The organism is Methylobacterium organophilum (assembly GCF_022533465.1).
Taxonomy (GTDB): domain Bacteria; phylum Pseudomonadota; class Alphaproteobacteria; order Rhizobiales; family Beijerinckiaceae; genus Methylobacterium; species Methylobacterium organophilum.
The window spans coordinates 619,265-631,503 of record NZ_CP092848.1 but is presented as its reverse complement, the minus strand read 5'-3'; the positions used below and the strand labels follow the sequence as shown (position 1 = coordinate 631,503).

Sequence of the window (12,239 nt, the reverse complement as noted above, 5' to 3'; positions counted from 1 at the left end):
TTTCAGTGACTTGCGGAGACGCGGTTGAACGCCGCCAGGAACGCTTCCGCTTCCGGCCCCGTCAGGCCACTGATGCAGAGATCTTCGTCCACGAAGACGGTCCAGATTCCGTCGGAGGTGACCTGCGTGCGGATGCGCATGGCGGCGGTCCCGGCGTGGTGCGGCGTCGTGAGGACAAGTCGCCCGCGGGAAACATGTTGCACGAAGCGTGCCGGTGCGCCTCGAGAAGCGTCGGCCGCCGCTCCGGGTCCGTCCGCGGTGGTGTGACGCAGGAATGGATGGCCGAAAGACAGGCGCCGTGCAGGCGCTTTGCCGGTTATCCTGCAACGGACCGTGGTGGCAGGCGCCTCTTCGGAACGATCTCGCCGAAGAGGATGACCGCCGCATGATGAATTCGATCCTCGTCGTCGCCCTGGTCTGCGCCGCTTCCGTCCAGGCTCCCGACTGCTCGCGCGAGACGGCCCTCGACGTCATCACGGGGCCGGCGCACTCGCTTCAGGAATGCCTGATCCAGGGCCCCGTGCTCGCGGCCAGCGCGGGCCATGGCGAGGACAAGACGACCTACGTGAAAACCCGCTGCGAACAGCGCCGCTGAGCCCCGGATCCTCCGCGATGTCCTCCGACGAGATCGGCCTCGACAAGGCCGCAGCTATCCGCCTGCGCGCCCGCCTCGCCGTGGTGGAGCGCGCCGCCTGGTTCGGCTTCGTGCAGGCGATGCGGGTCGCCGGGCCGGAGACCGAGGCCGCCATCGAGGCGGAGCGGGTGCGCTGTCAGGAGGGATTCGCCAGTGGCCGCTGGGCCACGGACCTGACCAGGGCGGAGCAGATCATGCTCGGCGAGGAGGTCGATGCCGGCCTCGCCCGTCTCGTCGCCGACGCCAAGGCGGAGATCGCCGGCGACGAGGGCTGAGCGCGCGCGCTCTCTCGGACGGTTCCGCGCCGGCGCTCCGGCGCCCGGGACAGGGGCGGCCGGAGCCTCTGCGGAAATGCTCCCGTGACTCGGGGCCGCCCGCACCGTATGAGGGCCCAAACGGGGCGGCTTTCGCGGCCCGGGCATCCAGATCGAACCTTTCTGAGCGATGAGCGGCGTCAACGAGATCCGGTCGACCTTCCTCGACTACTTCGGCAAGGCCGGCCACACGGTGGTTCCCTCGTCCTCGCTGGTGCCGAAGAACGACCCCACCCTGATGTTCACGAACGCCGGTATGGTGCAGTTCAAGAACGTCTTCACGGGGATCGAGAAGCGCCCCTACGTCAAGGCGACCTCCTCGCAGAAATGCGTGCGCGCCGGCGGTAAGCACAACGACCTCGACAATGTCGGCTACACCGCCCGCCACCACACCTTCTTCGAGATGCTGGGGAATTTCTCCTTCGGCGACTACTTCAAGGCCGATGCGATCGAGTTCGCCTGGACGCTGATCACCAAGGAATTCGCCCTGTCCCCGGAGCGCCTGCTCGTCACCGTCTACGCGGATGACGACGAGGCCGCCGGCCTCTGGCGGAAGATCGCCGGCTTCTCCGACGAGAAGATCATCCGGATCGGGACGTCGGACAATTTCTGGCAGATGGGCGATACCGGCCCCTGCGGCCCCTGCTCGGAGATCTTCATCGATCAGGGCCCGGCGCTGGCCGGCGGCCCGCCCGGCTCCCCGGACGAGGACGGCGACCGCTTCCTGGAGTTCTGGAACCTCGTCTTCATGCAGTACGATCAGGTCGAGCCGGGGGTGCGCAATCCCCTGCCGCGGCCTTCGATCGACACCGGCATGGGCCTGGAGCGCATGGCCGCGATCCTCCAGTGCGTGCATTCCAACTACGACACCGACCTGTTCCGCGCGCTGATCGACGCCGTCGCCCATGCGGTGTCCCGGGCGCCGGATCCGGCCACGGTGGCCTCCTACCGCGTGGTCGCCGACCACCTGCGCTCGACCTCGTTCCTGATCGCCGACGGCGTCCTGCCCTCCAACGAGGGCCGCGGCTACGTGCTGCGCCGGATCATGCGCCGGGCCATGCGCCACCTCGAACTGCTCGGCGCCCGCGAGCCGGTGATGTACCGCCTCGTCCCGACCCTGGTGCGCGAGATGGGTCAGGCCTTCCCCGAGCTGGCCCGTGCGGAATCCCTCGTCTCCGAGACCCTTCGCCTGGAGGAGAGCCGCTTCCGCAAGACGCTGGAGCGCGGCCTGTCGATCCTCGACGCGGAGAGCCGCGATCTCACCGCCGGCCAGAACCTGTCCGGCGAGACCGCCTTCACCCTCTACGACACCTACGGCTTCCCCCTCGACCTGACCCAGGACGCGCTCAAGTCCCGCGGCATCGGCGTGGACACGGAGGCGTTCTCGGCCGCGATGCAGCGCCAGAAGGCCGCCGCCCGCGCCGCCTGGGCCGGCTCCGGCGAGGCGGCCACCGAGACGGTCTGGTACGGAATCAAAGAGCGTACCGGCGCCACCGAGTTCCTCGGCTACGAGAGCGAGGAGGCCGAGGGCGTGGTCGGTGCGCTGATCCGCGAGGGGGCCGAGGTGGAGGCGCTGCGGGCCGGCGAGACCGGGCTCGTGGTCGTCAACCAGACCCCGTTCTACGGCGAGTCCGGCGGCCAGGTTGGCGATACCGGCACGATCGGCGCGCCCGGCCTGAAGGCGCGGGTGACCGCCACCGAGAAGAAGCTCGGCGACCTGTTCGTGCATCACGTCACGGTGGATGAGGGCATGCTCTCCCTGGGCGATGCGGTCGAGCTGAAGGTCGATCACGGCCGCCGCGCCGCGATCCGCGCCAACCACTCGGCGACGCACCTCCTGCACGAGGCCCTGCGCCAGGTGCTCGGCGACCACGTCGCCCAGAAGGGCTCGCTCGTCGCGCCCGAGCGCCTGCGCTTCGACATCAGCCATCCCAAGCCGATCGAGCCGGCGGAACTCGCCCGGGTCGAGGAGATCGCCAACGCGGTCCTCCTGCAGAACGCCCCGGTGGTGACCAAGCTGATGGCGGTGGACGAGGCGATCGAGTCCGGTGCCCGCGCCCTGTTCGGCGAGAAATACGGCGACGAGGTTCGCGTGGTCTCCATGGGCAAGCCGGTGGACGACGACGGGGCGCTCGTGGAAGGCGGCCGCCTGCCGAACTTCTCCATCGAGCTCTGCGGCGGCACGCATGTGAGCCGCACCGGCGATATCGGCCAGATCACCGTGCTCGGCGAGAGCGCCGTGGGCGCCGGTGTGCGCCGCATCGAGGCGATGACCGGCAACGCCGCCCGCCGCCACCGGGCGGAGGAATCCCGCGCGCTCGCCGCGCTCGCCGGCCAGCTCAAGGCCCCGGTCGCCGACGTCTCGGACCGTCTCGCCGCCCTGATCGAGGAGCGGCGCCGACTGGAGCGCGAACTCGCGGATGCGCGCAAGAAGCTCGCCATGGGCGGCGGCGCCGGAGAGGGCGATGCCGCGCGCGAGGTCAACGGCGTGAAGCTGATGGCCCGGGTGGTCGAGGGCGTAGAGATGCGCGACCTGAAGGGCCTCGCTGACGAGGGCAAGAGCCGCCTCGGCTCCGGCATCGTCGCCATCGTCGGCGTCGCGCCGGACGGCAAGGCTGGCCTCGTCGTCGGCGTCACCGAGGATCTGACGGAGCGCTACGACGCGGTCGGACTGGTCCGCGCGGGCGCCGGTCATCTCGGTGGCAAGGGCGGCGGCGGGCGTCGCGACATGGCCCAGGCCGGCGGCCCCAACGGCGCCGGGGCCAGTGCGGCCCTCGACGCTATCGCGGAGGCGCTGGCCGCGGCCTGAACGCCCCGGCCGAGGCTTACCGCACCCGGGTCCAGGTCTGGCGCTTGCAGAGCACGCCGAGCACGCAGCCCGCCACCTCGATGGTGTCGGGTCCCTTGGGTGTGAGGCTGCCCGAATAGGTCTTCCCGTCCTTCGGGTTGTAGAGGCTACCCTCGTAGCTGCCCGAGGCGGGGGTGCGCGCGTCGAGGATCTGGATGCCGACGAGCTTGCGGCTGCGCAGCGCCGGATCCGGGTTGTTCACGTCGAGCTCGCCGCCGCCGATGCTGGCCAGCGTGCCGCAATAGCCCGCACCGCAGGGGGCGATCTTCACCCGCGAGCCCTTGGTCTCGGTGAGCCAGAGGCCGCTGGGATCCGCTGCCTTCTGCGCGAGGGCGGATCCCGCCGAGAGGCCGAGGCAGAGGGCGACGGCGGTGGAACGGACAAGGCCGACGGTTCCGGCGCAGCGGGCCATGGTGCATCCTCCCTCGAGGCCGGCCTTGTTGAAACGTGGTCGCCGGCTCGCCACCGGATAGACCGCCGAGCTTCCGGCCCGCAAGGCTGGGCCGGCCGCGTGCCGGAACCGCTGTGCCTTGACTTCGCCCGCTTTGGGGCGATCAAGGGCAGTGGGTGCGGTGCATCATCGGGGGGCGGATCGCCGGCCCGGCACGGCCTGATGCGGCAACGCTGAGCGAGAGAGCAATCTATTGCGCGTCATCGAGACTGAGATTCCCGCGGTGAAGCGGGTCATCCCGAAGCGCTTCGGTGACGATCGCGGCTGGTTCTCCGAGACGTTCAGGGTCGATCAGCTCGCCGAGGCCGGCATTCACAACGTCTTCGTTCAGGACAATCAGTCCTTCTCCGCGCCGCGCGGCACGGTCAGGGGCCTGCACTTCCAGACGCCGCCTGCCGCCCAGGCCAAACTGGTCCGCGTCTTGGCCGGCAGCATTCTCGACGTGGTTGTCGACATCCGGAGCAAGTCCGAGACGTTCGGCCGCTATGTGGCGGTGCGCCTCGACGCGGAGAGTGGCGAACAGCTCTTCGTGCCGGCCGGTTTCGCGCACGGCTTCTGCACCCTGGAGCCGAACACGATGGTCGCCTATAAGGTGGATGCTTACTACAGCCCCGAGAACGACCGGAATCTCTTCTGGAACGATCCCGAGATCGGCATCGACTGGCCGGTCTCCGAAGCGGAGGCGATCCTCTCGGGCAAAGACAAGGTCGCGCCGCGGCTCGCCGCGCTCGGAACCGTGTTCTAGGCCGGTGATCGCCCGCCGGTACGGCGACGGGGCCAGCGCGATTTCAGGGGGGAAAGAGAGCGATGCGTATCATCGTGACAGGCGGTTGCGGCTTCATCGGCTCGGCTCTGGTGCTGCACCTGGTGCAGGATCTCGGGCATGAGGTCGCCACCCTCGACGCCCTGACCTATGCGGCCAATCCGATCTCCCTGAAGCCGCTCGAGGGCAGTCCCCATCACCGTTTGGTGGAGGGCGACATCTGCGATCCGGCGACCGTCCATGCCCTCTATGCCGACTTCAAGCCGGACGCGGTGATGCATCTGGCCGCCGAGAGCCATGTCGACCGCTCAATCACCGACCCGGGCGCCTTCGTGCGCACCAACGTGATCGGCACTCAGGTGATGCTCGACGGCGCCCGCACCTACTGGGAGGGCCTGACCGGCGAGGCGAAGGCGGCCTTCCGGTTCCTTCATGTGTCGACGGACGAGGTCTACGGCTCGCTGCCGCCTGGGGGCTTCTTCACGGAGGACAGCCGTTACGACCCGCGCTCCCCCTACTCGGCTTCGAAGGCGGCTTCGGACCATCTCGCGCGGGCCTGGCACGAGACCTACGGCCTGCCGGTGCTGGTGACGAACTGCTCCAACAATTACGGGCCGCGCCACTTCCCCGAGAAGCTGATCCCGCTGATGATCCTCAACGCCCTGGAGGGCAAGAGCCTGCCGGTCTACGGCGACGGCCTGAACGAGCGGGACTGGATCCATGTCGAGGATCACGCCCGCGGCCTCGTCGCGGTGCTCGAGCGCGGCCGGCTCGGCGCGACCTACCTGCTCGGCGGCCGTTCGGTGCGCAACAACCTCGCCGTGGTGAAGGCGCTCTGCGCGGCCTTCGACCGGCTGCGCCCCGAGCACGGGCCGCACGAGCGCCTGATCGCCTTCGTCGCCGACCGCCCGGGCCATGACCGGCGCTACGCGATCGACCCCTCCAAGGCCGAGGCCGAGGTCGGCTGGGCACCCACGAAGGTGTTCGAGGAGGCGCTGGTCGACACGGTGCAATGGTATCTCGACAACGAGGATTGGTGGCGCCCGATCCGCGAGGGCCGCTATTCCGGCGAGCGCCTCGGCCTCGCCCCGGCCCGCAAGAGCGCCTGACGCGACGCCCATGGAGATCCTGATCCTCGGCGGTGCGGGCCAAGTCGGCACCGAGCTCCAGGCCTTTCCATGGCCGGAGGGCGTGCGCCTCTCGGCCCCGGACCGGGCTAGCCTCGACATCACCGATGAGGCGGCGGTCGCGGCGACCGTGGCCGAGCGGCCCTGGGCGGCGGTGATCAATGCCGCGGCTTACACGGCGGTCGACAAGGCCGAGAGCGAGGTCGGGGCGGCCTGGCGCCTCAACGCCCTGGCTCCGGCCTATCTGGCGGCGGCGACGGCCCGGGCCGGCATCCCCCTGGTCCATGTCTCGACCGACTACGTCTTCGACGGAGCGGGGGAGGGGGCCTATGCCCCGGACGCGCCGATCGGCCCGCGCAGCGTCTACGGTGCCAGCAAGGCCGCGGGCGAGATGGCGGTGCGCAGCGCCCATCCGCGCCACGCCATCGTGCGCACGGCCTGGGTGGTGAGCCCGCATCGCGGCAACTTCGTCAAGACGATGCTGCGGCTCGCCGGCGAGCGCGACACGCTCACCGTGGTCGCCGACCAGCATGGCTGCCCGACCTCCGCGGCCGATCTCGCCGCGGCGCTCGCCACCATCGCCCTGCGCCTCGCCCGGGACCCGCAGGCGCCGACCGGCACCTTCCACTGCGTCAACGACGGCGTGACCACTTGGCACGGCTTCGCCCAGGCCATCGTCGCGGGCAGCGCCCGGCGGGGCGGCCGGTCCCTCCCCGTCGAGGGGATCCCGACCAGCGCCTATCCGACACCCGCCCGGCGTCCCGCCAATTCGCAGCTCTCGACGGCGAGTCTGACAGAGGCCTACGGCATCCAGCCGCGGCCCTGGCAGAGCGCCCTCGACGACATTCTCGACCGGCTCGTGGGGCCGGCCCGCTGACCCGCTTCAAGGAACCAACACGTATGAAGGGTATCGTTCTGGCCGGCGGCTCCGGCACGCGGCTGCACCCGGCCACGCTCGCCATCAACAAGCAGTTGCTGCCGGTCTACGACAAGCCGATGATCTACTATCCGATCTCGGTGCTGATGCTCGCCGGCATCCGCGAGATCCTGATCATCTCCTCCCCCGAGCATCTCGGCAATTATCAGCGCCTTCTCGGCAGCGGCGAGCAGTTCGGCCTGAACTTCACCTACGCGGTGCAGCCGCGGCCCGAGGGCTTGGCCCAGGCCTTCCTCATCGGGCGCGACTTCGTCGGGACCGACGACGTCGCCCTGGTGCTCGGCGACAACCTGTTCTTCGGTAACGGCATGACCGCGATGCTGCAGCGCGCCCGCGCCCGCACGAGCGGCGCCACGGTCTTCGCCTATCACGTGGACTATCCCGAGGCCTATGGCGTCGTGACCCTGGACAAGGACGGCAAGCCGCTGCGCCTCGTCGAGAAGCCGAAGACGCCCGAGAGCCCCTGGGCCGTCACCGGCCTGTATTTCTACGACAATCAGGTGCTCGACATCGCCGCGGCGGTCAAACCCTCCGATCGCGGCGAGCTGGAGATCACCAGCGTGAACCAGGCCTATCTCGAGCGCGGCCAGCTGCATGTCGAGCGCATGGCCCGCGGCTTCGCCTGGCTCGACACGGGCACGCACGACAATCTGCTGGAGGCGGCGGAGTTCGTGCGGACGCTCCAGCACCGCCAGGGGCTTCAGGTGGCCTGCCTTGAGGAGATCGCCTATCTGCGCGGCTTCATCGACCGGCAGCAGCTCATCGCCCGGGGCGAACTCTTCGCCAAGACGCATTACGGCCAGAACCTGCTGCGGCTGGCCCGAGACGGTGCGGCGGCGGACAGCCTGGTCTGAGGGGAGCCGGTCCGCGAAAGTCAGCCGGCTCGACAAATGGATTTCGCGGATCCGCGACCCATCCAGAATAATCCTGCCCTAGGATCGCGGGGCACGGCGACATGAAGTCTTTCAGGAGTATTGTGCAAGATAAGGAATTTATTGCAGATGGCCTAACGGATCGATTCAATTTATGGACGTTTTCCGAGGATCGTCAGCGCAGAGGGCGGAGCCCGCAACAGTATGGTAGCAGGTAAGGACATCGGAAGCGCTGTCAGGACGATCGCCACAAAAACGCTGAGACGGGGGCGGGCGGCCCTCCGGAACAGTGCGGGAGCGAAGGCCCCGCCGAGGGGTGAAGCGGCGCAGGCGGACGAGGCGCTGCACCTCGATTTCTATCGTAGCTACTATCCCGACCTCGCCAGCAAATCCGACGACGAACTCCGGCAGCACTACCGGAACTTCGGGCGCGCGGAGGGACGTTTCGCCAGCGAGACGCAGGCCCTTCTCCGCCTGCACCGGGATCCCCGCCTGCCGTCCGATTTCTCCGTCGAGAGCTATCTTCGGCTTAATCCCGACGTGAAACGGGCGACCCGATGGCCGTCGGAAGCGATCGCCCACTTCCTCGAGAAGGGGCGCGCGGAGGGACGCGCCTATCAGCGCGAGGGGCTGAGCGAGCCGCTTCCGCCCGTGACGACCTACGATCCGGCCATTCTGCGCAAATACCCGGCCGCGCTCCAGTCGGAGGAAAGCCGTCAGTTCTTCAAGAGACGGGCCGAGGACATCGCTCTTCTGCCGAGCGACTTCAATCTCGCAAGCTATCTCGCCCTGCATCAGGACGTGTGCAAGTCGATCCAGCATCCCCACGAAGGGCTGGCGCATTACCTCGACCATGGCAGGCCGGAGAACCGCTCCTACGCGCCGATGCGGGTGAGCCGGCCTTTTGTGATGGAAGTCTACGGCGTGGATGCCGGGCTGAGCATGCCGGCGGCCCTCGTGCTGTCGGAAATCCGGTTCAAGCACGGCTTCTCCGCGGAGCACCTCGTCTATCTGTCGGAGGAGGAGCTTTTCCATGGCCACGGCATCGTCAACCCCGTGTGCCTGGAACTCTTCAATCACGAATACTACGCCCTCGCCGCCGGAGATGCGGTCGATCTCTCGGCAAGGCGCTCCGAATGTCTGTTCCACTTCTGCAAGGTGGGACAGCAGCAGGGGTTGAACGTCTCGGACCGGGCGCGGTTCGATCCGGATTTCTACCGCAAGGAATATTTCTCGGACTGGTCCGATGAGGCCGCTCCCGGCTCGGAGGAGGCGCGCCTGAGGCGCCTCGAGCTCTTCCGGGATTGGCTCGGATCCCCGGCCGACAGCAATCGGCTGCCGAATCTCCGGGCGTGGTTCGAGAAGACCTTCGAGTTTTCCATTCCGGATGCGGTCGTTCGCCAGCTGACCGCCTACCGCAATCTGGTCCCCGATCTTCGAGGCGCCAGCCTCACCGAGGCGGCCCGCCATCTCGTCGCCTGCTGTACCCCCGACATTCGGCTGATCGAGATCGCGGACGTCTCCGTAGCGGAGTTCTTCGAGAGCATCGCCAACGCCTTCTCTCTCGAGGAGGAGTTCGAGAAGGCGGATATCGTCTACCACTACCTACAACAGCGTATGCCGGGCTATGGCCCCGCTGATCATCACCGTGCCGATCATGCCTTCCGGCGCGGCGACTATTACACCTCCGCGCAGATCCGCGCGCGGATCTGCGCGGCCGGCAAAGGGACACGCTGGGCCTACCGGATGCTCGGCGAGAGCTTGAGCCGACTCGGCGATCATGCCGAGGCGGCCCAGGTGCTGTCGCGCGGCGTGCAGCTCTATCCCGACGACGTCGACATGCGGGACAAGCTGCGGCAAACGCAGCGCACCTCCTTCGAGAGCCTGTGGGGGCGATCCGCGCACAGGGCGCTGGCGCTCGACTATGCCGAAGTCCAGAACGAGCTGCGCGCCGCGCTGGCATCGAGCACCCCCGTTCTCGTCAATCCGCGCGAGCAGCGGACCATCCGGCGCGTGGCGATCCTGGGCGGATACGACCTGCCGCAATGCCGGTACTACCGGATCGATCAGAAACTCGAGCAACTCAGCGAGGCGGGTTTCGCGGTCAGCGCCTACAACTACGCGACCGAGCTCGAGATGTTTCTCGGCGATCTCCTGAAGACGGATCTGGTGATCTTCTATCGCCTGCCGGCCTTCCCGAAGGTGATCGAAGCGATCGCCCGGACGCGTCAGCTCGGATTGCAGACGATCTACGACGTCGATGATCTCGTCTTCTCGGCGCAACATTTTCCGCCGTCGCTCGCCTCCTACGCGCAGCAGATCAGCGCCTTCGAGCATGCGGCGATCGCCTGCGGTGTGCCCCTGTTCGAGCATGCGATGACGCTGTGCGACTACGGCATGGCCTCCACGCGCGCCCTCGCCCACCATGTCGAGCAGCGCGTGGGGACCGGCATCGCCTTCGTGTATCCGAACGCGCTGGGAAAGATCCGCTTCGACCGGGCCGAAAGGCCCACCGCGGCGGACCGGCCGGTCACGGTCTTCTACGGCTCGGGCACGAAGGCCCACAAGCAGGACTTCCGGGAGATCATCGAGCCCGCGATTGCCAAGCTCGCCAAGAAGTTCGGCAAGCGTGTCCGCTTCCTCCTGATGGGGCACATCGTCCTGTCCGACAGCCTCCTGCCCTACAAGGAGCGCATCCGCGTTCTCGAACCGGTCAAGGCGCTCGAAGACTATTGGGAGTTCCTGGCCGAGGCCGACATCAATCTCTCGGTGCTGTCCGACTCGGTGTTCGACGGCTGCAAGAGCGAGATCAAATGGCTCGAAGCCGCGGTCATGGGGATCCCCTCCGTGGTGAGCCGGACGGCCACGCATGAGGACGTGATCGAGGACGGCCGGACCGGCCTGCTCTGCGACACGAGCGACGACTTCTACCGGGCGATCGAACGCCTCGTCGCCGATGCCGCCCTGCGCACGGCCATCGGGACGGCGGCGCGGGAGCGGGCCCTCGAGCGCTATTCCTGTGAGGCGCAGGCCGAGACCTTCAAGGCGATCGTCGGCAGCATCGAGGCGCGGATGCCGAAGATCCGCAAGCGGCTGCTCGTGGTCAATGTGTTCTATCCGCCCCAGGCGATCGGCGGGGCCACCCGGGTGGTGCACGACAACGTGCGCGACCTCAAGGAGGCGCTCGGCGACGACTGGCAGATCGACGTGATCTGCACCCTCGAAGGCGGCCCCAAGCCCTACGCGATCGACTGGTATGTCGAGGACGGCATCCGCGTCTTCGCGATCACCGCCGCGGACCGGCCCGACATCGACCACATCCTCGAAGACCGGCAGATGGCCGCTGCCTTCGCGACCTGCTTCGACATCATCCGACCCGACCTGGTGCATTTCCACTGCATCCAGCGGCTCACGACCTCCATCGTCGACGTCACGATCGAGAAGCGCGTGCCCTACCTGATCACCATGCATGACGGCTGGTGGATCTCGCCGCTGCAGTTCCTGATCGACGAGCATGATGACGTTCAGCTCTACGACCTCGATCACGTCGTTCCGGACGGGGCCGGCGGCGCTCTTCTGCCGCCCCGGGCCCGCCGGCTGCGGCGCTATCTCCGCTCGGCGAAGCTGATCACGACGGTGTCGGAGGGGTTCGCGGAGGTCTGTCGTTCCGCGGGGCTCAGGGATGTCCGGGTGGTGGAGAACGGCGTCTCGCGCATCCCCAGGCCGATGCGGACCCCGCGCAGCGAGGGGCGGGTGCGGCTCGCCCATATCGGCGGCCTGTCGCGCCACAAGGGCTATCATCACGTCACGAACATCTTCCAGACGCAGGATTTCGCGAATCTGGAACTGCTCGTCGTCGACCATTCCCTCCCGTCCGACATGCGGCGCGAGGAGATCTGGGGGAACACGCCGGTGGTGATCCAGGGCAAGACGCCCCAGCGCCGGGTGGACGAGATGTACGGGCAGATCGACGTGCTGCTCGCGCCCTCGGTCTGGCCGGAGAGCTATGGTCTCGTGACGCGGGAAGCGCTCGCGGCGGGCTGCTGGGTCGTGGCCTCGGACAGGGGCGCGATCGGCGGCTGCGTCACGCCGGGCGAGAACGGCTTCATCGTCGACGTGTCCTCGCCCCGCGGCCTGCTCGACGCCCTGCGCGCGATCGATGCGGATCCGCAGCGCTACCGCACCTCGCCGGCCACCGCGCCGCGCATCCGGCCGGCCTCCGATCAGGCGGCGGAGCTGGCCGCGATCTATCGCGGCCTCGTCGGGGAGGGCGGGGCGACCTGAGCCCGCGGG

At 68.3% G+C, this 12,239-nt stretch carries 10 protein-coding genes; 8 read left to right on the top strand and 2 right to left on the bottom strand.

Annotation, left to right across the window (positions count from 1 at the left end; translation table 11 throughout):
* Positions 1–2 precede the first annotated feature (2 nt).
* Positions 3–140 carry a hypothetical protein gene (locus MMB17_RS02815; RefSeq protein ID WP_238311900.1) on the bottom strand — a complete coding sequence of 46 codons (138 nt, stop codon included), beginning with the start codon at positions 138–140 and terminating at the stop codon, positions 3–5.
* A 248-nt stretch (positions 141–388) separates the two neighbouring features.
* Between MMB17_RS02815 and MMB17_RS02810 the strand changes: the two genes are divergently transcribed.
* The 3 genes from MMB17_RS02810 to alaS all read left to right on the top strand — a co-directional run bounded on the left by MMB17_RS02810 (position 389) and on the right by alaS (position 3,757).
* On the top strand, positions 389–595 hold the full coding sequence (locus tag MMB17_RS02810) for a hypothetical protein (protein ID WP_238311985.1): 207 nt from the start codon (positions 389–391) through the stop codon (positions 593–595).
* Between the two features lie 17 nt (positions 596–612).
* Positions 613–909 carry an RNA-binding protein gene (locus MMB17_RS02805; protein ID WP_241100999.1) on the top strand — a complete coding sequence of 99 codons (297 nt, stop codon included), beginning with the start codon at positions 613–615 and terminating at the stop codon, positions 907–909.
* A 169-nt stretch (positions 910–1,078) separates the two neighbouring features.
* The gene (alaS, locus tag MMB17_RS02800; protein ID WP_241100998.1) at positions 1,079–3,757 is read left to right on the top strand and encodes an alanine--tRNA ligase; all 2,679 of its coding nucleotides are present in this window, start codon (positions 1,079–1,081) and stop codon (positions 3,755–3,757) included.
* A 16-nt stretch (positions 3,758–3,773) separates the two neighbouring features.
* Here alaS and MMB17_RS02795 read toward each other — a convergent pair whose 3' ends face one another.
* Positions 3,774–4,208 carry a DUF2147 domain-containing protein gene (locus MMB17_RS02795; RefSeq protein ID WP_241100997.1) on the bottom strand — a complete coding sequence of 145 codons (435 nt, stop codon included), beginning with the start codon at positions 4,206–4,208 and terminating at the stop codon, positions 3,774–3,776.
* A gap of 232 nt (positions 4,209–4,440) precedes the next feature.
* Here MMB17_RS02795 and rfbC point away from each other — a divergent pair, with 232 nt between their 5' ends.
* The 5 genes from rfbC to MMB17_RS02770 all read left to right on the top strand — a co-directional run bounded on the left by rfbC (position 4,441) and on the right by MMB17_RS02770 (position 12,230).
* Positions 4,441–4,992 carry a dTDP-4-dehydrorhamnose 3,5-epimerase gene (rfbC, locus tag MMB17_RS02790; RefSeq protein ID WP_238311896.1) on the top strand — a complete coding sequence of 184 codons (552 nt, stop codon included), beginning with the start codon at positions 4,441–4,443 and terminating at the stop codon, positions 4,990–4,992.
* A gap of 62 nt (positions 4,993–5,054) precedes the next feature.
* Positions 5,055–6,119 (top strand): dTDP-glucose 4,6-dehydratase, encoded by a 1,065-nt coding sequence (gene rfbB, locus MMB17_RS02785; protein WP_241100996.1) that lies wholly within the window; start codon positions 5,055–5,057, stop codon positions 6,117–6,119.
* A 10-nt stretch (positions 6,120–6,129) separates the two neighbouring features.
* Positions 6,130–7,014, top strand: a complete 885-nt coding sequence (gene rfbD / locus MMB17_RS02780; RefSeq protein WP_241100995.1) for a dTDP-4-dehydrorhamnose reductase — start codon at positions 6,130–6,132, stop codon at positions 7,012–7,014.
* Between the two features lie 23 nt (positions 7,015–7,037).
* On the top strand, positions 7,038–7,928 hold the full coding sequence (gene rfbA, locus MMB17_RS02775; RefSeq protein WP_241100994.1) for a glucose-1-phosphate thymidylyltransferase RfbA: 891 nt from the start codon (positions 7,038–7,040) through the stop codon (positions 7,926–7,928).
* Between the two features lie 222 nt (positions 7,929–8,150).
* Positions 8,151–12,230: a glycosyltransferase gene (locus tag MMB17_RS02770; RefSeq protein ID WP_241100993.1), complete on the top strand. Its 4,080-nt coding sequence runs from the start codon at positions 8,151–8,153 to the stop codon at positions 12,228–12,230.
* Positions 12,231–12,239 lie beyond the last annotated feature (9 nt).

Excerpts from the sequence above, each read along its gene's own strand:
- MMB17_RS02815 (WP_238311900.1), bottom strand. The coding sequence starts at position 140 with ATGCGCATCCGCACGCAGGTCACCTCCGACGGAATCTGGACCGTCTTC.
- MMB17_RS02810 (WP_238311985.1), top strand. The coding sequence starts at position 389 with ATGAATTCGATCCTCGTCGTCGCCCTGGTCTGCGCCGCTTCCGTCCAG.
- MMB17_RS02805 (WP_241100999.1), top strand. The coding sequence starts at position 613 with ATGTCCTCCGACGAGATCGGCCTCGACAAGGCCGCAGCTATCCGCCTG.
- alaS (WP_241100998.1), top strand. The coding sequence starts at position 1,079 with ATGAGCGGCGTCAACGAGATCCGGTCGACCTTCCTCGACTACTTCGGC.
- MMB17_RS02795 (WP_241100997.1), bottom strand. The coding sequence starts at position 4,208 with ATGGCCCGCTGCGCCGGAACCGTCGGCCTTGTCCGTTCCACCGCCGTC.
- rfbB (WP_241100996.1), top strand. The coding sequence starts at position 5,055 with ATGCGTATCATCGTGACAGGCGGTTGCGGCTTCATCGGCTCGGCTCTG.
- rfbD (WP_241100995.1), top strand. The coding sequence starts at position 6,130 with ATGGAGATCCTGATCCTCGGCGGTGCGGGCCAAGTCGGCACCGAGCTC.
- rfbA (WP_241100994.1), top strand. The coding sequence starts at position 7,038 with ATGAAGGGTATCGTTCTGGCCGGCGGCTCCGGCACGCGGCTGCACCCG.
- MMB17_RS02770 (WP_241100993.1), top strand. The coding sequence starts at position 8,151 with ATGGTAGCAGGTAAGGACATCGGAAGCGCTGTCAGGACGATCGCCACA.